22 protein-coding genes are annotated in these 23,200 nt (G+C 64.4%); 10 read left to right on the top strand and 12 right to left on the bottom strand.

What is annotated here, in order from left to right; all coding sequences use genetic code 11:
* Positions 1 to 45: 45 nt before the first annotated feature.
* From CH286_RS10320 to CH286_RS10310, 3 genes are all read right to left on the bottom strand, one after another.
* Positions 46 to 1,173, bottom strand: coding sequence for a HoxN/HupN/NixA family nickel/cobalt transporter (locus CH286_RS10320; protein WP_080737395.1), 1,128 nt, complete (start codon positions 1,171 to 1,173; stop codon positions 46 to 48).
* A 43-nt stretch (positions 1,174 to 1,216) separates the two neighbouring features.
* A complete protein-coding gene (locus CH286_RS10315) occupies positions 1,217 to 1,765 on the bottom strand; it encodes a dihydrofolate reductase family protein (RefSeq protein ID WP_094609158.1) in 549 nt (182 codons plus the stop codon).
* Positions 1,766 to 1,891: 126 nt separating this feature from the next.
* A complete protein-coding gene (locus CH286_RS10310) occupies positions 1,892 to 2,509 on the bottom strand; it encodes an SACE_7040 family transcriptional regulator (protein WP_080737392.1) in 618 nt (205 codons plus the stop codon).
* 90 nt (positions 2,510 to 2,599) lie between these two features.
* Here CH286_RS10310 and CH286_RS10305 point away from each other — a divergent pair, with 90 nt between their 5' ends.
* The 6 genes from CH286_RS10305 (at position 2,600) to CH286_RS10280 (ending at position 9,158) form a co-directional block, all read left to right on the top strand.
* Positions 2,600 to 4,177 (top strand): carboxyl transferase domain-containing protein, encoded by a 1,578-nt coding sequence (locus CH286_RS10305; protein WP_094609157.1) that lies wholly within the window; start codon positions 2,600 to 2,602, stop codon positions 4,175 to 4,177.
* A gap of 5 nt (positions 4,178 to 4,182) precedes the next feature.
* Positions 4,183 to 6,177 carry an acetyl/propionyl/methylcrotonyl-CoA carboxylase subunit alpha gene (locus CH286_RS10300; RefSeq protein ID WP_094609179.1) on the top strand — a complete coding sequence of 665 codons (1,995 nt, stop codon included), beginning with the start codon at positions 4,183 to 4,185 and terminating at the stop codon, positions 6,175 to 6,177.
* A complete protein-coding gene (locus CH286_RS10295) occupies positions 6,174 to 7,340 on the top strand; it encodes an acyl-CoA dehydrogenase family protein (protein WP_032405089.1) in 1,167 nt (388 codons plus the stop codon). The genes CH286_RS10300 and CH286_RS10295 overlap by 4 nt, the downstream gene beginning before the upstream one ends.
* Positions 7,337 to 7,819, top strand: coding sequence for a MaoC family dehydratase (locus CH286_RS10290; protein WP_037153056.1), 483 nt, complete (start codon positions 7,337 to 7,339; stop codon positions 7,817 to 7,819). The genes CH286_RS10295 and CH286_RS10290 overlap by 4 nt, the downstream gene beginning before the upstream one ends.
* A complete protein-coding gene (locus CH286_RS10285; protein WP_094609156.1) occupies positions 7,816 to 8,634 on the top strand; it encodes an HpcH/HpaI aldolase/citrate lyase family protein in 819 nt (272 codons plus the stop codon). The genes CH286_RS10290 and CH286_RS10285 overlap by 4 nt, the downstream gene beginning before the upstream one ends.
* A 71-nt stretch (positions 8,635 to 8,705) precedes the next feature.
* A complete protein-coding gene (locus CH286_RS10280; protein WP_032405086.1) occupies positions 8,706 to 9,158 on the top strand; it encodes a MarR family winged helix-turn-helix transcriptional regulator in 453 nt (150 codons plus the stop codon).
* A 1-nt stretch (position 9,159) separates the two neighbouring features.
* Here the strand turns inward: CH286_RS10280 and bla are convergent, their stop codons facing one another.
* Positions 9,160 to 10,089, bottom strand: coding sequence for a class A beta-lactamase (bla, locus tag CH286_RS10275; protein WP_094609155.1), 930 nt, complete (start codon positions 10,087 to 10,089; stop codon positions 9,160 to 9,162).
* Positions 10,090 to 10,192: 103 nt separating this feature from the next.
* Here bla and CH286_RS10270 point away from each other — a divergent pair, with 103 nt between their 5' ends.
* Both CH286_RS10270 and CH286_RS10265 read left to right on the top strand, forming a co-directional pair.
* Entirely contained in the window at positions 10,193 to 11,047 is an 855-nt protein-coding gene (locus tag CH286_RS10270) for a LysR family transcriptional regulator (RefSeq protein ID WP_094609154.1), read from the top strand.
* Positions 11,044 to 11,949: a serine hydrolase gene (locus tag CH286_RS10265; RefSeq protein WP_176458205.1), complete on the top strand. Its 906-nt coding sequence runs from the start codon at positions 11,044 to 11,046 to the stop codon at positions 11,947 to 11,949. Before CH286_RS10270 ends, CH286_RS10265 begins: the two co-directional genes overlap by 4 nt.
* Here the strand turns inward: CH286_RS10265 and CH286_RS10260 are convergent.
* From CH286_RS10260 to CH286_RS10250, 3 genes are all read right to left on the bottom strand, one after another.
* Positions 11,922 to 12,617: a hypothetical protein gene (locus CH286_RS10260; protein WP_094609152.1), complete on the bottom strand. Its 696-nt coding sequence runs from the start codon at positions 12,615 to 12,617 to the stop codon at positions 11,922 to 11,924. The two genes, CH286_RS10265 and CH286_RS10260, sit on opposite strands and share 28 nt — an antisense overlap.
* Positions 12,618 to 12,731: 114 nt before the next feature.
* Entirely contained in the window at positions 12,732 to 13,541 is an 810-nt protein-coding gene (locus tag CH286_RS10255) for an enoyl-CoA hydratase/isomerase family protein (protein WP_255182632.1), read from the bottom strand.
* Complete coding sequence (locus tag CH286_RS10250; protein WP_255182631.1) at positions 13,525 to 15,060, bottom strand: acetyl-CoA acetyltransferase; 1,536 nt, start codon at positions 15,058 to 15,060, stop codon at positions 13,525 to 13,527. The genes CH286_RS10255 and CH286_RS10250 overlap by 17 nt, the downstream gene beginning before the upstream one ends.
* A gap of 61 nt (positions 15,061 to 15,121) precedes the next feature.
* Between CH286_RS10250 and CH286_RS10245 the strand changes: the two genes are divergently transcribed.
* Positions 15,122 to 15,727, top strand: a complete 606-nt coding sequence (locus CH286_RS10245; protein WP_032405118.1) for a TetR/AcrR family transcriptional regulator — start codon at positions 15,122 to 15,124, stop codon at positions 15,725 to 15,727.
* Positions 15,728 to 15,781: 54 nt separating this feature from the next.
* Here the strand turns inward: CH286_RS10245 and CH286_RS10240 are convergent, their stop codons facing one another.
* The 4 genes from CH286_RS10240 to CH286_RS10225 are packed head-to-tail and all read right to left on the bottom strand — an operon-like array spanning position 15,782 to position 20,936.
* Positions 15,782 to 16,888 (bottom strand): ABC transporter substrate-binding protein, encoded by a 1,107-nt coding sequence (locus tag CH286_RS10240; RefSeq protein WP_032405081.1) that lies wholly within the window; start codon positions 16,886 to 16,888, stop codon positions 15,782 to 15,784.
* Complete coding sequence (locus CH286_RS10235; protein WP_080734495.1) at positions 16,888 to 18,648, bottom strand: ABC transporter permease; 1,761 nt, start codon at positions 18,646 to 18,648, stop codon at positions 16,888 to 16,890. The genes CH286_RS10240 and CH286_RS10235 overlap by 1 nt, the downstream gene beginning before the upstream one ends.
* Entirely contained in the window at positions 18,645 to 19,760 is a 1,116-nt protein-coding gene (locus CH286_RS10230; RefSeq protein WP_032405080.1) for an ABC transporter ATP-binding protein, read from the bottom strand. The genes CH286_RS10235 and CH286_RS10230 overlap by 4 nt, the downstream gene beginning before the upstream one ends.
* A 45-nt stretch (positions 19,761 to 19,805) precedes the next feature.
* Positions 19,806 to 20,936, bottom strand: a complete 1,131-nt coding sequence (locus CH286_RS10225; protein WP_037153078.1) for a PrpF domain-containing protein — start codon at positions 20,934 to 20,936, stop codon at positions 19,806 to 19,808.
* A 182-nt stretch (positions 20,937 to 21,118) separates the two neighbouring features.
* On the opposite strand from CH286_RS10225, the gene CH286_RS10220 reads away from it, so the two are divergent.
* On the top strand, positions 21,119 to 22,015 hold the full coding sequence (locus CH286_RS10220; RefSeq protein WP_094609149.1) for a LysR family transcriptional regulator: 897 nt from the start codon (positions 21,119 to 21,121) through the stop codon (positions 22,013 to 22,015).
* A 10-nt stretch (positions 22,016 to 22,025) separates the two neighbouring features.
* Here CH286_RS10220 and CH286_RS10215 read toward each other — a convergent pair whose 3' ends face one another.
* Positions 22,026 to 23,162, bottom strand: a complete 1,137-nt coding sequence (locus CH286_RS10215) for a PrpF domain-containing protein (protein WP_032405116.1) — start codon at positions 23,160 to 23,162, stop codon at positions 22,026 to 22,028.
* Positions 23,163 to 23,200: the final 38 nt, after the last annotated feature.

Below are 23,200 nucleotides of genomic sequence, written 5' to 3'. Positions count from 1 at the left end.
CGAGCGCTGCGACGACTGCGAGGACACCGATCCGACGACGAGCAATCACTGATTCTCCATTGCATTCGAGTGTGCGAGAACGCCACCGCGTTCGTCGATGCGCGCCACCTTGTAATACACGACCGCGCCGATCCAGACAACGAAGAACGTGCCGACGACGAGTTGGCCGGCCAGATTCAGATCGATGACGGCCAGTGCGTCCCACAGGCCACCGGTCAGCTCGAACTGCTCGGCAAGCAGGGTCAGCAGCTGCACCGTCCCGATCACCAGGGCTACGAAGACCGAGAGGCCCGTCATCGTCATGTTGTAGTAGATCTTGCGGACCGGGGTGACGAACGCCCAGCCGTATGCCTTGGACATGAAAATGCCGTCGATCGTGTCCATCGTGGTCATGCCCGCGGCGAACAGGACCGGCAGCGCGATGATCGCCATCGGTGGGAGTCCGCCTGCGATAGCGGTGGTGCCGGCGATGGCGAGCAGACCGACCTGAGTGGCGGTATCGAAACCGAGCCCGAACAACAGGCCGAGCGGGTACATCTGCCACGAGTGGTTGATCATCTTGTCGTAGCGGCCCCGGAACAGTCGATTCATCAAGCCGCGCTTGGCCAGCAGCTCGTCGAGCCCGGCCTCGGTGAACTCACCGCGTTTCGCGCGCCGCCACACCCCGACGATGCCGGCGAGGACCGCGATGTTCAGCGCGGCGATGAGATAGAGGAACGTTCCGGACACCAACGTGCCGATGATGCCGCCGACCCCGGCGAAGGCATCCTGGAATGCCGTCGCCTGCGAGGCGACGAAGGCAATAGCGGCGACGAACACGAACACGACGGTCGAGTGACCGAGCGAGAAGAACAGCCCGACGGCCAACGGCCGCTTGCCCTTCTGCAAGAGAAAGCGGGTGGTGTCGTCGATGGCGGCGATGTGATCGGCGTCGAACGCGTGCCTGAGACCGAGGGTGTACGCCAGCACGCCGGCTCCGGCGTAGACGAGGGTGCCGTCGGCTCCGGTCAGGCCGTGAATACTCGGAATGGAGTCGTAATGGGTGAACAGCCCCCACCCGATCACATGCAACGCGGCAATGAAGCCGGCCATCGCCAGCAGCCGAGGAACCTCGTCGAGAGTGAATCGACTCTGCCGTCTGCCGAGCTCGGCGCGCGATAGTTGGGTCGTCATGTCGATCATTGTCTCCGATCGACGCCGGTATGCCGACTCGACTTCATCGACGGACGCTGTACCGCATCAGAGACGCGCCGGATGCGAACGATCGGCATTCCACGAGGTTCAGAGTCTGTGGCGGAGTTCCGTCGAACAATCGTTCGCCATGACCACGCGCGTAGGGGTACTGGAACAGCCGGTACTCATCGACGAGGTCTGCCGCAATCAGGCTGCGACACAGGGTGATACTTCCGGTACACACGATATCGGAACCGTCCAGTTCCTTCAGTCGCGTGATCTCCTCAGTCAACGGCCCCGACAACACGGTCGAATTCACCCAACCAGGGTCTTTCAGTGTCGAGGACACGACGTACTTGGCAACCCTGTTCAGGTGATCGGTGACCCCCGTGGTGTCGTCGGTCTTCGGTCCCCAATAGTCACGCATACCCTCGAAGGTCACTCGACCTACCAGGAACCCGTCCGACATATCGCGCTGAGCGGCCAACGCAGCATCGATCTCCGCATCGTGACCTGCCTGGGCGAACCAGTCGTCGGTGGCTTCGATGACGCCGTCAACGGTGATGTTCTGCGTGATGACCAAGGTGCGCATCTTCGAGTTCTATCACCTCGCGAGGTAACCGGACTGCGGTATCGAGCGTCGCAGGTGACCTCAGCGCCCACTATTTCGTTCCGTAGGCGGGATCGCGATCGGTGAGGTGAATTGTGGACACTCAGGTCAGTGCCGTACCCCCAGAGCCCCCAGTGCCATTGTTCGCAACACCGGCCGAGCACTTCGTGACGGAGTACGCCCCGCGCTGTAGGGCGTCGAGTTGATCAGGCCGAAGACCGCGTGCGCTGTGGTGCGCGCATCGGCCTCGTTCAACTCCGGGTCGACGGCACACAGCACCTCGACCCACAGTTCCACGTACTCGCGCTGCATTCGGCGCACCTTGCGTCGAGCTCCCTCGGGGAGGCTTTGCAGGTCGCGATCCTGGATGCGAATGAATGCCGGTGTCTCGAAAGCGAAATCGAGGTGGAACTCCACCAAGGCCGACACTGTCCCCGAGTCGACGACCTCTCGGCCGACCACCTCGCGGCCGCCGTCGAGCAGATACTCCGAGATTCCGACCATCAATTCGACGAGCACCGCCTCCTTGTTCGGAAAGTGGCGATAGACGGCGGGACCACTGATTCCCACTGCCGCACCCAGATCCTCTAGCCGCACGGAGGTGAACCCGCGATCGGCGAACAGCGATGCCGCGGCGTCGAGCAATTGTTGCCGGCGCTCGGCCTTGCGTTGCTCGCGCACGGTAGTCGGCTTTTCCAACTCCTGCACCCCCTCGACCCTGGACACTCAGTTAATCGTAGTTTACTATCATGTCAGTTATCAACCATTAACTGAACTCCTGCGACACCGACGTCCGACCCCTAAGGCGTGCACCTCATGGCGATCGATACCGCTGCCAACCGCGCAGATCACGAGCTTCTCACCAGCGAACTCGCCGACCGGCTCGCCGCCGCGGCCCTGGGCGGCAACGAGAAGTCCCGGCAGCGACACATCGCCCGCGGCAAGCTGCTCCCCCGCGACCGCGTCGACGAGCTGCTGGATCCGGGCAGCCCGTTCCTGGAAATCGCCCCACTGGCCGCCAACGGTCTGTACGACGACGAATGCCCAGGTGCCGGTGTCATCGCCGGAATCGGCCGCGTTTCCGGACGCGAGTGCGTGATCATCGCCAACGACGCGACGGTCAAGGGCGGCACCTACTACCCGATGACGGTCAAGAAGCATCTGCGCGCTCAGGAAATTGCGTTGCAGAACGCCCTCCCGTGCATCTACCTCGTCGACTCGGGCGGCGCATTCCTGCCGCGTCAGGACGAGGTGTTTCCCGACCGCGACCACTTCGGCCGCATCTTCTACAACCAGGCGACCATGAGCGCCAAAGGAATTGCACAGATCGCGGCGGTGATGGGTTCGTGCACCGCAGGCGGTGCCTATGTACCGGCGATGAGCGACGAAGCGATCATCGTCAGGAACCAAGGAACAATTTTCCTCGGCGGACCCCCGCTGGTGAAAGCCGCCACGGGTGAGATCGTCACGGCCGAGGAACTCGGCGGTGGAGACTTGCACTCGAAGGTCTCCGGAGTCACCGACCATCTCGCCGACGACGACCGCGACGCACTGAAGCGAGTCCGCACAGTCATTTCCACGCTCGGCCCGCGCACCCCGGTCCCGTGGGACATCCTCCCCACACGTGAACCCATTGCCGCTCAGACCGAGCTGTACGACGTCGTTCCCACCGATCCACGAACCCCATACGATGCGCGAGAGGTCATCACCCGCGTCGTCGACGCGGGTCGATTCGACGAGTTCAAGGCCGAGTACGGCAAGACACTCGTCACCGGATTCGCCCACCTCCATGGCCATCCCGTCGGGATCATCGCCAACAACGGTGTCCTGTTCGCCGAATCTGCCATGAAGGGCGCACATTTCATCGAGCTGTGCGACAAGCGCAGCATCCCCTTGGTGTTCCTGCAGAACCTTTCCGGCTTCATGGTCGGCCGTGACTACGAGGCAGGCGGCATCGCAAAACACGGCGCGAAGATGGTGACGGCCGTGGCCTGCGCCCGCGTCCCGAAGATCACCGTCGTCATCGGCGGCTCGTACGGTGCGGGCAACTACTCCATGTGCGGCAGAGCATATTCGCCCCGCTTCTTGTTCATGTGGCCCAACGCGCGCATCTCGGTGATGGGCGGTGAACAGGCCGCATCGGTGCTCGCCACCGTGCGCAGCGACCAGCTCGATGCGGCGGGCAAACCGTGGGGCGACGAGGACCAGGAAGCGTTCAAGGCTCCGATCCGCAATCAGTACGAAAGTCAGGGCAACCCCTACTACTCGACGGCCCGGCTCTGGGACGACGGCATCATCGACCCCGCCGATACCAGGCAGGTTCTCGGACTGGCTCTCTCGGCGTGCGCGAATGCGCCGCTCGAGCCGGTCTCCTACGGCGTTTTCAGGATGTGAGAGACATGACCACGATAGACACCATTCTGATCGCCAACCGCGGCGAGATCGCCGTCCGAGTGGCACGCACGTTGCGTCGCATGGGGATTCGCACCGTCGCCGTCTACAGCGACGCGGACGCCGACGCCCGGCACGTCCGCGAAGCCGATACCGCAGTACGACTCGGCCCCGCCAGCGCTCGCGAGAGCTACCTCGACATCGCCAAGGTGATCGCCGCCGCGAAAGCCACCGGCGCACAGGGAATTCATCCCGGATACGGCTTCCTGTCCGAGAACTCGGATTTCGCAACCGCCTGTGCCGCAGCGGGAATCGCCTTCCTCGGACCTCCGGCCAAGGCCATCGAAGTGATGGGCGACAAGATCGCCGCCAAGGCCGCCGTCAGCGCCTTCGGCGTCCCGGTCGTACCCGGAATTTCCCGACCGGGCCTGTCCGACGACGACCTCATCGCCGGCGCACCCGACGTCGGCTTCCCCGTACTGGTCAAGCCGTCCGCAGGCGGCGGCGGCAAGGGCATGCGTCTGGTCGAGCGCGCCGAGGACCTCCCCGCGGCATTGACCAGCGCTCGCCGGGAAGCGGCCTCGTCCTTCGGTGACGACACCCTCTTCCTCGAACGATTCGTGTTGCGGCCCCGGCATATCGAGGTGCAGATCCTCGCCGACGGACACGGCAACGTCATCCATCTCGGCGAGCGCGAATGCAGTCTGCAGCGGCGGCATCAGAAGGTCATCGAGGAAGCACCGTCACCGCTGCTCGACGAACAGACCCGGGCGCGCATCGGCGAGGCCGCGTGCAACACCGCCCGAAGCGTCGACTATTCGGGTGCCGGCACGGTCGAATTCATCGTCTCGGCGGACAGCCCGGACGAGTTCTTCTTCATGGAGATGAACACCCGCCTGCAGGTCGAGCACCCGGTCACCGAGATGGTCACCGGACTCGACCTCGTCGAAAGGCAGGTCCGGGTGGCCGCCGGTGAAGCGCTCACTCTGAGCCAGAACGACATTCAGCTGACCGGCCACGCCATCGAGGCCCGCGTCTACGCGGAGGATCCCGGCCGCGGATTCCTCCCCACCGGCGGCACCGTCGTCGGATTGCGTGAACCCACCGGTCCCGGCATTCGCGTCGACTCCGGCCTCGCCGTCGGAACCGAGGTGGGTAGCAATTACGACCCGATGCTCTCGAAGATCATTGCCTACGGCCCTGACCGCAGCACGGCGCTGCGTACCTTGGATCGGGCGCTCGCCGACACTGCCGTGCTCGGAGTCGTCACCAACATCGAGTTCGCGCGATTCCTGCTCGCCGACAACGACGTCCGAACCGGCAACCTCGACACCGGACTGCTCGACCGCCGGGTCGAGGATTTCGTCGCCGCCGAGGCAACCGACGAGGCACTGATCGCCGCGGCAGCCATTGCCTGGCTCGATGTGTGGCAGGCGGCAGGCCACGACATCTGGGGTACGCCGTCGGGATGGCGTGTGGGAGCGCACGCGCCGTTCCACTGCCGTCTGGCATCGGGAGGGCGCACTGCCCACGTGTCCATCACCGGGACCCTCGATGCGGCGACGGTCGTCGTCGACGACGGAATGCCGCGTGCCCTGCGCGCCGTGGCCAGCGAAGATTCGGTGGACGTGGTGCTCGACGACCGCCGCGAGACGATGACGTTCGCCCGAAGCGGCTCGGCCACCTGGGTTTCCAACTCTCGGGGTACCTGGCGTGTCGATCGGATCGCCGAGCCCAGTGTGCGCGAGAACGAAGCGCACTCCGGGGACGCCGAGATCCTCTCACCGATGCCGGGTTCGATCATCGCGATCGGAACCACCACCGGCAGCGCCGTCACCGCAGGCTCGGCCATCGTCGTCGTCGAGGCGATGAAGATGGAACACACCTTGACCACACCGATCGACGGCACCGTCGAACTCACCGTTGCAGTGGGGGATCAGGTCCGCGTAGACCAAGTCCTCGCCCGAATCGTTCCCACCGACACCGAACAGGACCAGCCATGACCGATCATCTGTCGTCGTCGAATCTGCCCGACGAGTACCAGCAACTGGTGAAGTCCGTTGCCGACTTCACCCGGACGGTCGTCGCGCCGGTCTCGGCGAAACACGATGCCGAGCACTCGTTTCCGTACGAGGTCGTCGCCGGGATGGCCGAGATGGGCCTGTTCGGTCTGCCGTTCCCCGAGGAATACGGCGGCATGGGCGGCGACTACTTCGCCCTGTGCCTGGCACTCGAGGAGCTCGGTAAGGTCGATCAGAGTGTCGCGATGACGCTCGAAGCCGGCGTCTCGCTCGGTGCCATGCCCGTCTACCGCTTCGGCAACGATGCGCAGAAGGAGCAGTGGCTGCCCAAGCTCACAGCGGGTAAAGCCCTGGCCGCGTTCGGTCTGACCGAGCCCGGTGCGGGTAGTGACGCGGGCGGCACCAAGACCACCGCCAAGCGTGACGGCGGTGACTGGATCATCAACGGCAGCAAGCAATTCATCACCAACTCCGGCACCGACATCACCGAGCTCGTCACCGTCACCGCGGTGACCGGCGTCGACGAGGCAACCGGACGCAAGCAGATCTCCTCGATCCTGGTGCCCACCGACACCCCGGGCTTCGTTGCGGAGGCTGCGTACAACAAGGTCGGTTGGAACGCCTCCGACACACACCCACTCAGTTTCACCGATGTCCGCGTACCCCAGGAGAACCTGCTGGGCCAGGAAGGTCGCGGGTACGCGAACTTCCTGCACATCCTCGACGAGGGCCGCATCGCGATCGCGGCGGTATCGGTCGGAGCCGCGCAAGGCTGCGTCGACGAGAGCGTCAAGTACGCCAAGGAGCGTGAGGCCTTCGGTGCTCCGATCGCCCGCAATCAGGCGATCTCGTTCAAGATCGCCCGCATGGAGGCCCGTGCACACACTGCTCGCACTGCCTACTACGACGCAGCGGCATTGATGTTGGCGGGCAAGCCGTTCAAGAAGGCAGCGTCCATCGCCAAGCTCGTCGCCTCCGAGGCGGCCATGGACAACGCGCGCGATGCCACGCAGATCCACGGCGGCTACGGCTTCATGAACGAGTACGTCGTCGCCCGTCATTACCGCGACAGCAAGATCCTCGAAATCGGCGAGGGTACAACCGAGGTCCAATTGATGCTGATCGCCCGGAGCCTGGGACTGTGAGCGACAAGAAGATTCGCCAACGCGGCCTGTGGTTCGAGGAGATGGAGCTCGGCACCGTCTACGAACACCGTCCGGGACGGACCATCACCGAGGCCGACAACACCCTGTTCACGACGCAGACGATGAACACGCAAGCACTGCATCTCGATGCGGCGTTCAGCGAGTCAACACCTTTCGGCCAGCGCCTGGTGAACTCGATGTTCACGGTCTCGACCCTCGTCGGGTTGTCAGTGACGCAGTTGACTCAAGGCACCATCGTCGCGAACCTGGGTTTCTCTGAAGTGTCCTTTCCCAAGCCGCTGTTCCACGGCGACACGCTGTACGCGGAGACGGTGATCTCGGACAAGCGCGAGTCGAAGTCTCGCCCCGGCGAAGGCATCGTGACGTTCACCCACACCGGTCGAAATCAGCACGGGGACGTCGTCGCCATCGCGGTTCGAAAGACGCTTGTTCGGATGCGCCCCGAGGATGCCGTATGAGTTGGTTACCGACCGGTCCGGCGTGGCTGTTCTGCCCGGCAGACCGACCCGAGCGATACGAAAAAGCCGCAGCCCGAGCAGATGTGGTGATCCTCGATCTCGAAGATGCTGTCGGTGCCGCGGACAAAGCCGGGGCTCGCGAGTCCGTGGTGTCGACCGCTCTGGACCCGTCGCGCACCATCGTCCGCATCAATGCGCACGGCACCGACGATCAGGCCGCAGATCTCCAGGCGTTGACGCACACCGAGTACACAACCGTCATGCTGCCCAAATGCGAATCGGCCGAACAGATTGTCGCTCTGGCTCCGTTGAACGTCGTCGCGTTGATCGAGTCTCCGCTCGGCGCGATGACGGTGTTCGACGCACTCGCGGCCGACAACGCCATCGGTGCCATGTGGGGAGCCGAGGATCTGGTGGCCGCCATGGGCGGCAATTCGAGTAGGCACGGCGACGGCTCGTACCGCGATGTCGCACAGCATGTTCGGTCGCAGACGCTACTGGCCGCGAAGGCGCGCGGGGTGTTCGCGCTCGATTCGGTGTTCCTCGACATCCCCGATCTCGACGGGGTGCGTGTGGAGGCCGACGACGCCGTGGCCGTCGGCTTCGACGGCAAGGTGGCCATTCATCCGAGCCACATCCCGGTCATTCGCGACGCCTACGCGCCGACGCCCGAGGCGATCGAGTGGGCCACCGCAGTGCTCGACGCTGTGGCGCACAATCGCGGCGTCTTCACCTTCCGCGGTCGGATGGTCGATGCCCCGGTGCTCGCGCACGCTCGACGCATCATCGCGCGTCGAACCTCGCAGGAAAGGTAATTGCAGACGCCGTTAATTGTCGGCGCGGTATGGTGGGTGGTCACGAGTACAGGTATCGAGAGGCACGACCAATGAGCGCACACGACCCTGCCCTGACTGCCCTTGCGCAGAATTGGCTTGCGCTTGCCGTCCTGCACGGACGTATCGAGAGCCGCATCGAGCGAGCGCTGCAGACCAACCACAATCTCAGCGCGCGCGAGTACTGGTTGCTCGACGTCCTGGGCAGGCAGCACGACGGGGTCGGCGGTCACCTCCAGATGAAGCAGGTGGCCGACGCCGTCGTACTGAGTCAGAGCGCCACGACCCGCCTCGTCACTCGCCTCGAGGATCGGGGGCTGCTCACGCGGTACCTGTGCCCCACCGATCGCCGCGGTATCTACACCGACGTCAGCGAAGAAGGCCTGGCCCTGCTCGAGGCCGCGCGGCCGACCAACGACGCGGCGTTGCGCGAGGCTCTCGACGACGCATCCGATGAACCGGATCTCGTTCCGTTGGTCGATGCCGTTCGACGCGCCGAGGGCTGATTCACTCCACCTGTTCCACAGCTGCTCTGGTGGCGTCGGCTACCAAGGGGTTCATCGCCGGCGAATCTTCCACCCCCGACGTCGTCGCACTGAGCACGACCAGCAGGATCCTCTGCCCGTCCGGTCCGAGCAGCAGTCCGGCATCGTTCGATACGCCGTAGCTACCGGTGCCGGTCTTGTCGGCCGAAGTCCATTGCGGCGCAATGCCCGCCCGGAAGCGGGCGGTGGACGTCTCGGTATCGCCCATCCACTCGAGCAGCTGCTTGCGCGAGGCCTCGGTCAGAACATCGCCGTCGAGCAGGGATCGGTAGCCGGCGGCCAGCGAGTTGGGTGTCGTTGTGTCCCGTGGATCACCCGGAATTGCCGTGTTCAATTCCGGCTCGGCGCGATCGAGGCGAAATTCGGTGTCACCGAGTGCTCGTGCGAAGTCGGTGAGTGCCGCGGTGCCGCCCGCCTCGCGAATCAGTAGGTTGCCGGATGTGTTGTCGCTCTTGGTCAGTGCGGCCGCTGCCAAGTCTGCGATGGTGACTACCGAGCCTGGGGCCCAATCGACCGCCGATTCGGGCACCTTGTCCTCGGCGGTGATCGTTCTGGTGTCGGTGAGCTGTAACTTGCCTGCATCGACGGCGGCAAGTACGGCACCGACGGCATACACCTTGAAGGTGGAGCAGAACGCGAAACGTTCGTCGCCGCGGTAACTCTGAGTGGAACCGGTCGCGAGATCGAGCACATTGACGCCGAGCCGTGCAGTGTCCCTGGCCTCGAGTTCGAGATAGTTCTGTTCGGCCGAGGCTTGTTCGGTGGTGGACTGGGCGGTGCTCGCGGCCGTCTGCGGCGGTTCGGTGGTGGCCGTCGAGGAACAGGCAACTCCGGCAGTCAGCGCCGCAGCTGCGATCACGGTGATCAGTCGGGTGGATGTCGAAGTACGCATGGGCTCATGCGATCACACCCTCTCGCCTCCGAGCCAAGTCCCGAGGCATGGCTTCGTCATTCCACTTCGGTATCGCGGCAGGTAGACGTGTTTCAATAGGTCGGTGGATCTTGTTCGCCATCTCCAGTACTTTGTCGCCGTCGCCGAGGAACGCCACTTCGGCCGCGCAGCGGCGGCTCTGGGCGTGACGCAGCCACCGGTGTCTCGGGCGATCAAGACCTTGGAGAAGCACCTCGGTGTCGTGCTCGTGGAGCGGACACCCGACGGTGCCGCCATCACCGAGCACGGGGCTGCGCTGTTGCCCCGGGCTCGCTTGATCGTCGACGACGCACGCCGATTGACCACCACGGCAGAGTCACTCACCGCGTCCGAGACGGTCCGCATCGGCCTCATCCCCCAGCTGGACGATGCACTGGCCGCACGTATCGCCGCGTCCGTCGGAGTCCAAGCACGGGTGGAGACCGGCGGTGCAGTGTCTTTGCTGGACCGGGTGCGATCACACGAACTCGACGTTGCCGTGATCGATCACCCGGTGGTACTCGATCGACTGGTGGCCGGACCAGTGATTGCGTTACCCCGGCGGGTCAGCGTTCCTGTCGGTCACAGGTCGGCCCGAGCGGCGCGGCCGCGACTGACCATGTTGTCCGACCTGGCCTTCGCCACCACGCCGCGGGCTGCGAATCCACCTGCACACGACCTGCTGCTCGATGCGTTTCGGCGCCACGCACTCGATCCAGAGGTGTTTGCTGCGAACACCTTTCGCGCCGTCACGATCAGCGTTGCGTCAGGTCGATGTTTCGGGCTCGTACCTGCCGCGAGTCCCGTACTGCCCGGCACCGAACATCTCGACCTCTCGTCCGACGACGTTGCCCTGCGCGTGCGGATCGTGCGCCGCAACGACGAGGCCGAGTCTCTGGTGAATCTCATCGACCGAATCCTGTTGCAGGCCGGCAAGTGAATACGACCGACGAACAGCTGCGCGCCGTATTCGCCGACGCGGGCTGTCGTGGTTGGGTGCGCGCCGAGCGGATCGACGGCACCGGCACGACCGTCGATTACGAGGGAGACGACCCCGTCGTCGCCGCGTCGGTGTGGAAGATCGTGCTGCTCGTTGCAGCTGCGCGTGCGTTCGACGAAGGATCCTTGACTGCAACCGATTCGGTGCGACTCGTTCCGGCACAGTGCAGTCCCGGGCCGACCGGCATCTCGAGTTACGCGGATCCGGTGACCATGAGTTGGCGTGACATCGCACGCTCGATGATCACCGTCTCCGACAATGCCGCTGCCGACGCACTTCTCGGTGCCCTCGGCCTGGATTCGCTTGCCACTGTGATCGAGGATCTCGGGCTCGAGCAGACTCGGATCGTCGGCGGCACGAAACAACTGGGTGATCAGATCGTCCGAGATACCGGCCGGTTGAGCGCGGACGAAGCGGTGGGCCTACTGGCCAGCAACTACACGGTGGTCGACAGCTCGGGTTTCGATCCGGCGTACACCTCGTGCACCACACCTCGTGACAGCAACACCGTTCTGCGCTCGATCTGGCTGGGCACCGCGGCATCACCGACGCAGTGCCTCTACATGAAAGAGGTTCTGTCTCAGCAGGTATGGCCGCACAGAATTCGCAGCGGAATCCCGTACCCGGATGTGCAGGTCGCGGGCAAGACCGGAACCATCGGCCCCATTCGCAACGAGGTTGCCGTGGTGTCGTTTCCAGACGAGACGCCCGTCGCTGTGTCGGTGTTCACCAGGGCAGCGCGGATGGACCTGTACCTCCCGCTGGTCGATCAGGCCATCGGCCATGCGGCCAGAATCGCGGTGACTGCGGTCCGTCAGGCACCGCACTCGGGAACGCCGTGACCGGATCGGCACCACGTGTTGACGCCGGGAGCGTCGCCCAGATCGTAGGTCATCAACACGCGGGTGTCGTTGTACCCGATACTCGGCGAGGCCTCGAATCGTTTGCCCTCGTACAGGGTTCCGCCCAGCCCGTCACCGGCCAGGAACGTGCGCTCCAGCAGCGTGACTACCACGCCGTCTTCCTTGTCGTCACCGATCGGTGTGTAGGTGGCCGTCCAGGTTTCGACGTCGCAGCAACTCGCTCCGGTGGTGAATGTGCTGCTCGCCGGGTCGGGATCGAGGTGAAGAATGCTTGCGTGCCGCTGCCAATCCCCCATGATCGTCGACGCCAGGTCTCCATCGGGGTTCGATACAGGAGGAATCTGCGGCTGCACCGGATCCTGAACGGGCGGCTCGACCGCCACAGGCTGAGTAGGGGGCGCAGCAGCGGTCGGTGCAGGTACCGACGCGTCGATCGGCCCTGATCCATCGCCGGTGCCCGGTTCATCGGCCGCCGGACTCTCCGATGGCGCGTTCTCGACCGGAGACCCTGGTTGGGCACCGCCCACCTGGGTGGACGTCGCCACTGCCTGCGAGGCGGGCCGAGCGTCATTGTCGCCGCAGGCCGTCAGGGCGGCCATGGCCACCACCGTCAACAGGGCGGATCCGATCGAAGAACGCACTCTCATGACGACTCCCCACTCGCGACGAACATCGTGCCCGGTCTATCGCCTCGGGCACGACTCCGTTACTTGCGTTAAGCAGGTCACGCTTGGGTAACAGTGTTCCTCAGCGCTGAGCGCTCACTGCGCGGTCCATGTCGGATCCCGTTTCTGCAGGAATGCGGTGATTCCTTCGACGACGTCCTGGGTGGTGGCCAGTCGATCCAATTCCCGTCGGTTCTGCTGCCACGATTCTTCCTCGTGCGCGATGGTGCCGTCGGAGATGCGTCGAGCGAGCCGCTTGGATGCGCGCACCGCGAGCGGCGCACCCTCTGCGCAGAGGCGAGCGAGACCGAGTGCCGTCGCGAGAACGTCGTCGGGCGCGACAACCCTGTTGACCAGACCCCATCGTGCGGCCTCCTGTGCGGAGCTCGGCTGACCCGTCAAGATCATCTCCAGCGCAACGTGTTCCGGCACCGCAGACATCAGTCGAAAGGTACCGCCCGCACCGGCGACGAGTCCGCGGCGGATCTCGGGCAGGCCGAATACGGCCGTGTCCGAGGCGACGACCATATCCGAGGCCAGAGCGATCTCGGTTCCACCTCCCATCGCGGACCCGTTCACCGCCGAGATGACGGGAACCGAAATCGGGTGTTGGACAATCCCGGCGAACCCCCAATGCTCGGTCTCGGGCGGGGTCACCGCGCCGGGGCCTCCGGTGCCGAGGGCTTTCAGATCGGCACCCCCGCAGAAGGTCGCCGATCCCGCGCCGGTCAAGACGATGGCACGGATGTCGCGGTCGGCCTCGGCCGACTCCCAGGCTCGCCCGAGCAGCGTATGCACGCGTGCGTCGATGCTGTTGGCGGCCTTCGGTCGGTTGATCGTGACGACGAGTACATGACCTTCACGCCTGGTCAGTACAACAGGTTCGATGCTATCGGCCTCGGACACGAATGTTCCCCTCGTTCGACTCGACACTGACTGTTGCTCCGATGATTTCGCGTGCAGGTTCGCCTCGATGGAGGGACAACGCATGCGCACTGGCCGTATCGCCGGGAGCCGTCTGTGCGGCAACGCGTCGTCCGCGCTCGTCCCTCCCGACGAGGAAAGCCTGGTTCGGTTCCCGCTGCCGTGAATGCTCGACGGAGACAGTCTCCACCACAAGATCCCCGTCCTCGACAGGTGCTCGAGGCGGCGGATCCGAGGCCAGCACTGCGGGTTCAGGATCTCCGATGTAGCCGAGCGGATGCTGTTCGGCACCCAACAGCACGGAGTGGTGGTAGGTCAGGTAGCCACCGTTCGCGTGCACCAGCGCACAACTCTTCCCGCCACGAATTTCCCGAACCGATGCGGTGATCGAATGCAGCGAATGACTACTGAGAGGTCCGCCGAAGGACGAATGGCCACCGGTCACCGTGGGAATCAACGACTTCGGCGTTCCGAGGTGACGTGTGGCCAGGGTCGGCACGATCGGAAAGCAGCTGTAGACGTCCAACACGTCCACTTGCTCGACCCCGATCTCCGCGCCATGCATTGCGCGATCCATCGCGCCTTCCATCGCTCGGGACCGGCCGAAACTACTGCGGTCGAGAATGTCGACCGTGTCCTCGGCACCAGCACCGCCCCAGACGTACACGATGTCGCTCTCGGGCACGCCGCATTCGCGGGCTTCGGCCAAGCTCGTCACCACGATGCACGCTGCCTGGTCGACGAACGGCATCGCGTTCATCGACAGCGGATACGGCTCGCACACGATGCGGTTCTTCGGCGACGGCGTGCCGATGTCGGCAGCCGTCCGCGCTCGCCCGTTCCACGAATACGGATTCTGCTCGGAGACAACGGAGAACGTCGCATACAGCTCGCTGCACTCGGCCTGCCGGGCCACCGGATCCAAGCCGGACTCGAAGCGAAATCGGCTCTCGAACAATGGATAGATCCGGACCGGTGAGATCAGACCGGCCTCTTGCATTGCAGCGCTGCCGAGTTGGTCGAGGTCGAAGGTGGGTGGACCGCCCGGATCTGTGCTCCACCCGCCGTCGTCGACGGGGTCTCGACCGGCCTTGACCAGCGCGCTCATCGAGGCCTGGGCTTCACCGCCCGCGATCACCGCCACCGTCGACTCTCCGGAGGCGATGCGCGCGGCTGCGCGATCGAGGAGCCGCGCAGGCCATTGCCCACCGATCGGAGCGTCGAACAGATCTGCTGGTGTGGCACCGAATCCACGTGCCAGTGCCGCGGCGGGACTGGCGTAGGCCCAGCTGGCGATATGACAGAACGCGATGCTGTCCGCGCGGCGAATCCACGGCTCCGACGTCGGCGAGTCCCTGAGTGCCGCAGTCGCAGCGAGCGTAATCAGTTCCATGGGTTCGACGCCCATGGGTTCGCCCCGGCCGCTTGTTTCACCGACAGCCACGATCACCGGAACACGTGTCGGATCCACCGTCGACGCCTCGTGGCGTGCAGAACTCATGACCGGAAACCTATTACAGACAGAGATTGTCTGCAATGCCGTCAGGTGCGACAATTCGGGGGTGACCGACGAAGCCACGAGCCGACGGGGACGTCCTCGCGATCCACATCTGGAAGACCGCGTCTACGACGCGGTGCTCGAGGTGTACTGGGAAAAGGGGTGGTCAGGCTTCACACTCGACGCCGTTGCCCGCCGCGCTTCGGTCGGGAGAGCCGCGCTCTACCGACGCTGGGAATCGAAGGGAGCCTTGGTCGTCGACGCGCTGGAAGCCCGAAGTCCACTCGCGACGCCGATCGACCTCGGCACGCTGCGGGCAGATCTCGTCGAGCTCGCAGTGCAGCTTCTGCAGGGTTACCGAGGGACAGCCGGTCTGGTCAGCCTGAGGGTCGCCCTCGATGCGCGGGTGCACCCCGACCTACTCGGCCGAATGATGGAGACGCTCAACAAGAGCCGTGTGGTCGCGGCGCGCCTCATCGTGCATCGAGCTCAGAGTCGAGGCGAATTGCCCGAGTCCACCGATACCACCCGAATTCTCGAAATGGTGACCGGAGCGGTGTTCAGTCACGTCATCTTCTCGCATCGCACCGATTCCGATCGCGCCGAGACCGACCGCGTCTACGCAGAGAATCTGGTCGACGCGGTCCTCGATGGTGTCGGCACGGCATGACCTGAACGGCCGCCGAGTCCCATGGACTCGGCGGCCGCGAATGAGGTGGTTCTTCTATTCGTTGTAGCCGAAGATCGCGTTCCAGGCCTCCTGGTCGTCCGCGGAGTTCTCGATCGACTCCGACTGCGTTATTCGATTGACCTTGGGGTCGGTGAACTCCGGCAACTCGATTCCGCGAATCACCGGCGGATCGATGTCGTTGCGCACCGAGTACTCACCGAGATCGCTGAACACCTGCTGTCCCCTCTTGGAGAGGTTCCAGTTCATGAAAACCTGCGCGGCCGCGATGTTTTTCGCTGTGGACGCCACTCCGGTGTAGTAGTCGTAGGCGGTGAGACCCTCCTCCGGTACCACGAAGTTGACCGGAGCATTCTCGTTGTTGGCGATGTTGACGCTGCTCACCACCACCGTCCCAGCTTCGATCTCGCCGCGGGCGAGCGCATCGAGCTGAGCTCCGATCGAGTCGAACACTCGTGCCTCCGAGGAATATTCGCGGAGGTAGTCGTCGCCCAGCGTCTCGCGCTGGAACCGAGTCAACGCCAATGCACTACCGCCGGCCCCGGCCTGAGCGATACCCAGATTGCCCTTCCATCGATCGTCGAGAAGATCGGCCCACGATGTGGGCCTGTCGTCTCCCTCGATCAGCGCACTGTTGTAGCCCATCGTGTAGATCGGGTCGAAGGTCCGGTAGTAGTTCCCGCCGTCGAACACCACGTCGTCCTGCAGCTCCGTCGCCGTCGGCGGCGTGAAGGGCTGGAACACACCGCGCTCGCTGAGGCCGCTGACGAAGCCGGCATCGGAGATCCGCACGACGTCCGCGTCGAGCCGTCCTGCGCCGTACTCGGCCACCAGTCGCTCGTACAGACGGTTCGGGGTGAGCCGCACGAGCTTGACGTCGAGTCCGGTGTCCTTCTCGAAGTTCTTCAGCACCGTGGCCTCGGTGACCGCGGTGTAACCGCTGTAGAGGGTGATGCCACCTTCGGCCTGGGCCTGCGTCCACAGATCGGGATCTGCGATCTGCTCACCGTCGATGACGAGGCCGTTGTCGGTGACGATCTCCTCGGCTGCCCGAGCCAAGGCGGGACGTTCGGGTGGCGGCGAGCAGGCCGCGGCAGTTGCCACTGCGACGCCCAGCGCGATTGCTGTTACCAATTTTCTCATCAGACAGTTTCCTTGGATCCGAAGCGACGCGAGAGGATTGCGAGCACACCGATCACAACGCAGTACAGCAGGCTCAACTCGGCAGCCGACTGGAACGAGCCGTTGTCGTAGGCGTCGAAGATCGCGATCGAGAGCAACCGGGTGTCGGAGGTGAACAGGAACAGCGCGGCGGTGAGCTCACGCATGGACAGCATCAGCAGCAACAGGAAGGTCGAGGACAGACCGACCTTGAGCAGCGGCGCGGTGACGAACGAAATCGCCCGGTGCCTCCGCGCACCCAACATGACTGCGCTGTCTTCCAAGTCCTTGTCCAACTGAATGATCGACGCAGAGACACCGCGGTAGCCCTGCGGAATGGTGACGGCAACGAACGCGATCACCAGCACCGCGAGTGTTCCGTAGATCGGCAGCGGAAGCGCCAGCCACGTCCACAGCAGACCCAGGCCGAGCACGATGGCAGGAACGGCCAGCGGCAACATCGCCAGGTATTCCAACAGCTTTCGGCCTGGAGCATTCGTGCGGTACCTCGTGTACGCCAAGGCGAAGCAGAACGCGGTACCGATAGCGGCGGTGGCGACACCGACGATGACGCTGTTGGTCATCACGCTGTGGAAGTCGGCACTGCGCAACGTCTCTCCCAGTCCCCAGAACGACAGCGCTCCCGAGTCGAAGAGCTGACCGATGTTCGCGACGTACGGGCTGGTCTGGAGAGCAGCCAACACCAGGGCGACAAGCGGCAGGAGGACGGCCAGGGCGAAGTACACCCAGGCGAACACTGCAGCCGGGATGCGCCATGCCCGCAGCGGAACCTGACGCGCCCGAACACCTTTGCCGCTGACGGTGGTGTATTCCTTGCTGCTCATCGCGCGCTGCTGGAAGGCGACGACGGCGACCAGCAAGACGGTGAGAACCACTGCGACAGCGGCGGCGTCGTTGCCGCGGGCAGGCGATGCGTTCATCAGTCGATAGATCAGGGTCGGCAGGGTGTCGACTCCGCCGGGCACGCCGATCACCTGAGCCACCGGGAAGTTCTCCACGGTGAGCGCGAAAACCAGGATTCCCGAGCCGATCACGGCGGGCATGACGAGCGGGAACGTGATCTTGCTCAACATTTTCGTCAACTTCGCACCGTGCAGACTGGCGGCGTCCTCGAGGTCCGGATTCATCAACGAGAGCGCGGAGTGGACCATCAGGAACGGATACGGCGCGTAATAGATGCCGAGGATGAAGATCATTCCGCCGAAGCTGTAGATGTCGATGAAGCCGGGGAGACCGATCGCGGTCAGAACCAGGTTGATGTAACCGGTGGCCGGCCCGGCCAGCAATGCCCACGCCAGTGCCCCGACGAGCGCCGGGAGGAAGAGCGGCGCAATACCGATGCCGTAGATCATCTTTCGGCCCGGAACGTTGGTACGTGCTGCCAGGAAGGCGAGCGTGCACCCGATCGTCAGCGCGACGATCGAGGACCCGATGCCGACCAGAGCCGAATTCCACAGGGCGCTCTGCGCGGTCGAGGACCCGAGCAGCGAGAAGTTGTCGAGGGTGAAGTTACCGAAGTCGAACAGCGATGTGCGCTCGGCGTTGTCGGTGAATGCGCCCATCACGATGAAGAACATCGGGAACAGCACGATCACGGTGAGCAGAGCCAACTGCAGAAGCGTCGGAATCCACTTCTTCAGACCCGGCCTGCGTTGGGGTGTCGGAGTGTCGACCGGCGGCTTCGTCGTGGTGACGGGCCGATTGTCGGTGGGGGCGCTCATACCGGCACCGCCTCGGAGGCGACGCGATCGTCGACGAGAACCTGAGCTCCGCCGGCTACTGCTGTGACCCGTGCGCGTTCTCCCATACCCAGGATTCGGCTGGCGTGTCCGGTGGCGACGGCTTCGATCTCCGGGCCGTCGTCCAGTGTGACGCGGTACCGAATGGACGCCCCCTGGTAGCTCGCGACGTCGACTGTGCCCATCCAGGACTGGCCCTCGGGCTCGGCATCGTCCAACGGGGTGACCAACAGATCCTCGGGCCGCAGGCACACCACGACGGGCCCGTCGGCCGCCGACGCTGCATCGACCGACACTGCAATCTGTCCGAAGTCCGTCAGCTCCATCGTCGATCGCGGTCCCGACGCAGGCGTGGCGCGGAAGATGTTGCCGACACCGAGGAACTCGGCCACCGAGGCGGACATCGGCGAGGTGTAGATGTCTTCGGGGGTGCCGATCTGCACGATTCGGCCGTTCTGCATCAGCGCGATTCGGTCGGCAAGGGCGAACGCCTCGACCTGATCGTGCGTGACGTAGACGGTGGTCAGTCCGAGTCGGAGCTGAAGCTCTCGCAATTCCATCCGAAGTCGTTCACGCAGTCGGGCATCGAGGTTCGACAGCGGCTCGTCGAGGAGCAGCACGCTGGGGCGCATCACCAGGGACCGAGCCAGCGCCACCCGCTGCATCTGACCACCACTGAGCAAGCTCGCTCCTCGGTGCGCCATTTCGCCCAACCCGACGAGGTCGAGGGCCTCGAGGACGCGCTGGTTCATCTCGGTCTTGTTGACCTTCTGCATCTTCAACGAGAAGGACACGTTGTCGAACACAGTCCGGTGCGGCCACACCGCGTAGGACTGAAAGACCATGCCCACGTTGCGTTTGTGCGGCGGGATCGTCTTGTTCGTGTTCGAGTCGTGGACGACGCGGTCACCGATGGTGATGCGGCCGGCGCTGGGGGTCTCCAGCCCTGCCACACAGCGCATCGTGCTGGTCTTACCGCAGCCTGACTGCCCCAGCAACACCAGGGATTCTCCGTCGGCGATCTCCAGGTCGAGGTCGCGGACAACAGTGTTTCCCGAGTAAGCGAGGCTCAGATTCTCGATGCTAACCTTCATGATCTTCCTTTTCTTCAGTCGTCGAAGCCGTGTTCACAGGTCGAGCTATCCGATCGAAAGTGCCTTCGCAGCAACGGAAACGAACAATTCTGCCGTCGCGATCCGTCGTGCAGCGCGGTGCAGGGTCACGCTGGTGAGGTTGCCGTCCGCAGCGATGTCGACATCGACGGCCAACACACCTGCCGGCGTCCCCAGCCGTAGGGTCGAGCTGGCGGCACCGCGGATGACCCGATCCACCACACCGCCGCGCACCGTTGCGGCAGCGGCCACCGCCACCGCCGACGTCAGGCCGATCGACGGATGCGGTGCCATCATCGAGAGCATGCGCACGCAGACGTCGTATTCACCGGCCGAGACGAGTGTTCCGTCTTCGAGGCGGTAGTCCACCGGCGGCGCGATGATGCCGACCTTCGGCACCGCGTGCGTGATCGGATCCTGCGGGCGCGACAGCCCCATGAGCAGTGCTGCACTGCGGCGCAATTCGACCAGTCGCGGAACACGTTCCGTCAGCTCGGCAGCGGTCTCGGCCCCGGTCATACCGAGGTCGGATGCATCGAACAATGCAGCGGGAGCGCCGGCGACCACCATCGTGCCGCGGTACTGCGACCCATGTAGCTCCACGGTGTCCTCCACTGACCCGGTGGGGAGCAATCGAGTGCGATCGGCACCGAGGTCGATGAACGTCAGTCCGACCGGAACGCCGAGAGCCGACGTTCCGGCAACCTGAGCCGACCCTTCGGACGGAACGACGCCGCCCGGGGTATCGATCTCGGTGAGCAGCACCGCACCGGTATTGCGATTACGCAGCCGCACGACGGTGGTGATCGGATCGATCGCCACCAGTCCTTGTTGGAGTGCGTACAGGCCGATCGCGGTGGCACAGTTACCACAGTTGCTTCCCCACTCCACCTTTCGATCACCGATGGCGACCTGAGCGAAGAGGTAGTCCACGTCGATTCCGTCCTCGGAGGACCTGCTGACGATGGCCGCCTTCGAGGTGGTCGAGCTGCCGCCACCGACGCCGTCGAGCTGGCGGGGGTCGCCGGATCCGAAGGCGGAGACCAGAATCTCGTCGAGAGATCCTGCTTGTTCGATCAGTGGCTCGACGTCGACGGAGCTGAAGAGCCAGCACTTGCTGGTCCCGCCCCTCATCCACGTGCCACGCAGTGAATACATCCTCGGATACCTTCCGGTCGTTACTCTCGAAAACGTTCTTGGAGTTGAACATTCGAGGAGCCAGTGCGGTCATGTGACGCAGCTCTCGTGCGGTCGCTGTACATAGCCTGCATCACACAGCCGTCGAGTACAATTACGAAAAAGTCGAGATCCCTTAACTTTCACTTAAAGGTGGTTCGATCATGTTCGACACCCGACGCCTGCTGCTCCTGGTCGAGGTGGTGCGCACCGGATCCATCACCGGGGCAGCAACTCGGTTGAGCTTCACCACATCTGCGGTGTCGCAGCAATTGAGCAAGCTCGAGCTCGAAGCCGGCCAACCCTTGCTGGAACGGCATGCTCGCGGGGTGCGCCTGACCGAGGCAGGCGAAGTCCTGGTCCGGCACGCCGAGCGCATCGAAACTCAATTACTCGCTGCGCGTAACGAACTCGAAGATCTGTCCGGCCTACGCGCAGGTACTTTGAGAATCGGCACGTTCCCGACGGCCGGTGCCAGCCTGCTACCACCGGTGGTGAAGCTGTTCAAGTCGCGCCATCCGGCAGTCGCACTGACAGTGCGCAGCTCGCGATTCGCCGGGCTGCGGGGAATGCTCGACACCCGCGAGGTGGAGCTGTCCCTGCTCTGGGATTACGAGTGGGCCAGAATCACCGACTCGGACCTGACGGTGCACCAGCTCATCATCGACCCACCGATGCTGGTCGTTGCAGTCAGTCATCATCTGGCCGAGCGTGATTCGGTGGACATGACCGAACTCGAACACGAGCAATGGATCACCCGGGAAGACACTCACCCGGTCGGTGCCGCGCTCGAGCGCGCGTGCCATGCTGCGGGTTTCTCCCCCACCGTCTCGTTCGCCGCGAACGACTACCAAGAGGCGCAGGCAATGGTGGCAGTGGATCTGGGCGTCTCGTTCGCACCGCGCATGGCGCTGTCGAACATACGAGACGATGTGCGATTGGTCCCGTTGACGGGCGCACCATCACGTCGAATACTGCTGGCGCACTTGGCAGAACAGAAGCTCTCGCCGAGCGCGACCGTACTACTGAGAATTTTCCAGGACGTCGCCGCTCGGTTCTGAGGCCACGAACTCAAGCGGAGTGTGCACCGACCAGAGCGGGCATCGGCACCACGAAGAGGTCTGCGGTTGCGATACGTCGGACTGCGCGATGAAGTGTGACCGCGTGCAGCAATCCGTCGTGGTCCACGGTGTAGTCGACGTCGAGCACCCCGGCCGCCGTTCCGATGCGGAGTGATCCGGGCCAACCGATGCGGGCGTTGGTGGTGACCACACCGCCCTCGACCGTGGCGGCCGCCGCCACTGCCACCGCCGAGGTCAGTCCGATCGCCGGGTGCGGTGCCATCATCGACAGCATGCGTACCGAAATGTCGTAGTCGGCGGCGGCAACATGCTCACCCGTGGTGGTCACGTAGTCTCGCGGCGGGCCCACGATCCCGACCTTCGGAATGGCATGCGAGACAGGTTCTTCGGGCTTGCTCAGCCCCATCCGCAGAGCTGCCTGCCGGCGTAGCGCGATGAGGGTGGGGACGTGCGAGCCGACGACATCGTTGGTCTCCGACGCGGTCAGCCCGAAATCGGCGGCATCGAACAGTGCGGCGGGTGCACCCGCCCGAACGAACGTTCCTCGAAAGCCTCTGTCGCCGAGAGTGACTCGATCGATCTCTGCACCGGTGGGGAGCATCGTCACTCGGTCCGAGGCCGGATCGGTGAAGGTCAATCCCACCGGGACACCCAGAGCGGTGGTTCCGGGGACGGACGCGTCGCCCTCCGCAGGAATGCGTCCGCCGGGAGTTGCGATCTCCGCCGCCAGAATCGCGCCGGTGTTCTCGTTACGCATCCGCACCACGGTGACGTGGTCGTCGACGGCGACGAGACCGGTCTGCACGGCGTAGAGACCGATCGCGGTCGCGCAGTTTCCGCAGTTGCTGCCCCACTCCACGGTGCGGTTCTCGATGGCGACCTGAGCGAACAGGTAGTCGACATCGATACCGGGTGCGCCCGAGCGTCGCACGATGGCTGCCTTGGACGTGGTGGAGCTGCCGCCCCCGACCCCGTCGAGCTGCCGCGGGTCGCCGGAACCGAAGGCTGCGGTCAGGATGTTGTCGAGACCGCCGGCGTCGGCGATGTACGGGTCGATGTCGACCGCGTTGAACAGCCAGCACTTGCTGGTGCCTCCACGCATCCACGTTCCACGAAGAGTGAACATCTGGTGTGCCTTCCGATCAGGATCCGATGCTTCCACCC

It is taken from the genome of Rhodococcus sp. WWJCD1 (genome assembly GCF_002258735.1).
Taxonomy (GTDB): domain Bacteria; phylum Actinomycetota; class Actinomycetes; order Mycobacteriales; family Mycobacteriaceae; genus Rhodococcoides.
Note: the sequence above shows the minus strand (reverse complement) of the source record. Positions and strands in the feature narration are given on the sequence as shown.

Coding starts and splice junctions, on each gene's coding strand:
- CH286_RS10280 (WP_032405086.1), top strand. CDS start 8,706: ATGAGCGCACACGACCCTGCCCTGACTGCCCTTGCGCAGAATTGGCTT.
- CH286_RS10285 (WP_094609156.1), top strand. CDS start 7,816: ATGAGTTGGTTACCGACCGGTCCGGCGTGGCTGTTCTGCCCGGCAGAC.
- CH286_RS10220 (WP_094609149.1), top strand. CDS start 21,119: ATGTTCGACACCCGACGCCTGCTGCTCCTGGTCGAGGTGGTGCGCACC.
- CH286_RS10305 (WP_094609157.1), top strand. CDS start 2,600: ATGGCGATCGATACCGCTGCCAACCGCGCAGATCACGAGCTTCTCACC.
- CH286_RS10295 (WP_032405089.1), top strand. CDS start 6,174: ATGACCGATCATCTGTCGTCGTCGAATCTGCCCGACGAGTACCAGCAA.
- CH286_RS10260 (WP_094609152.1), bottom strand. CDS start 12,617: ATGAGAGTGCGTTCTTCGATCGGATCCGCCCTGTTGACGGTGGTGGCC.
- CH286_RS10225 (WP_037153078.1), bottom strand. CDS start 20,936: ATGTATTCACTGCGTGGCACGTGGATGAGGGGCGGGACCAGCAAGTGC.
- CH286_RS10215 (WP_032405116.1), bottom strand. CDS start 23,162: ATGTTCACTCTTCGTGGAACGTGGATGCGTGGAGGCACCAGCAAGTGC.
- CH286_RS10240 (WP_032405081.1), bottom strand. CDS start 16,888: ATGAGAAAATTGGTAACAGCAATCGCGCTGGGCGTCGCAGTGGCAACT.
- bla (WP_094609155.1), bottom strand. CDS start 10,089: ATGCGTACTTCGACATCCACCCGACTGATCACCGTGATCGCAGCTGCG.
- CH286_RS10230 (WP_032405080.1), bottom strand. CDS start 19,760: ATGAAGGTTAGCATCGAGAATCTGAGCCTCGCTTACTCGGGAAACACT.
- CH286_RS10235 (WP_080734495.1), bottom strand. CDS start 18,648: ATGAGCGCCCCCACCGACAATCGGCCCGTCACCACGACGAAGCCGCCG.
- CH286_RS10320 (WP_080737395.1), bottom strand. CDS start 1,173: ATGACGACCCAACTATCGCGCGCCGAGCTCGGCAGACGGCAGAGTCGA.
- CH286_RS10250 (WP_255182631.1), bottom strand. CDS start 15,060: ATGAGTTCTGCACGCCACGAGGCGTCGACGGTGGATCCGACACGTGTT.
- CH286_RS10300 (WP_094609179.1), top strand. CDS start 4,183: ATGACCACGATAGACACCATTCTGATCGCCAACCGCGGCGAGATCGCC.
- CH286_RS10315 (WP_094609158.1), bottom strand. CDS start 1,765: ATGCGCACCTTGGTCATCACGCAGAACATCACCGTTGACGGCGTCATC.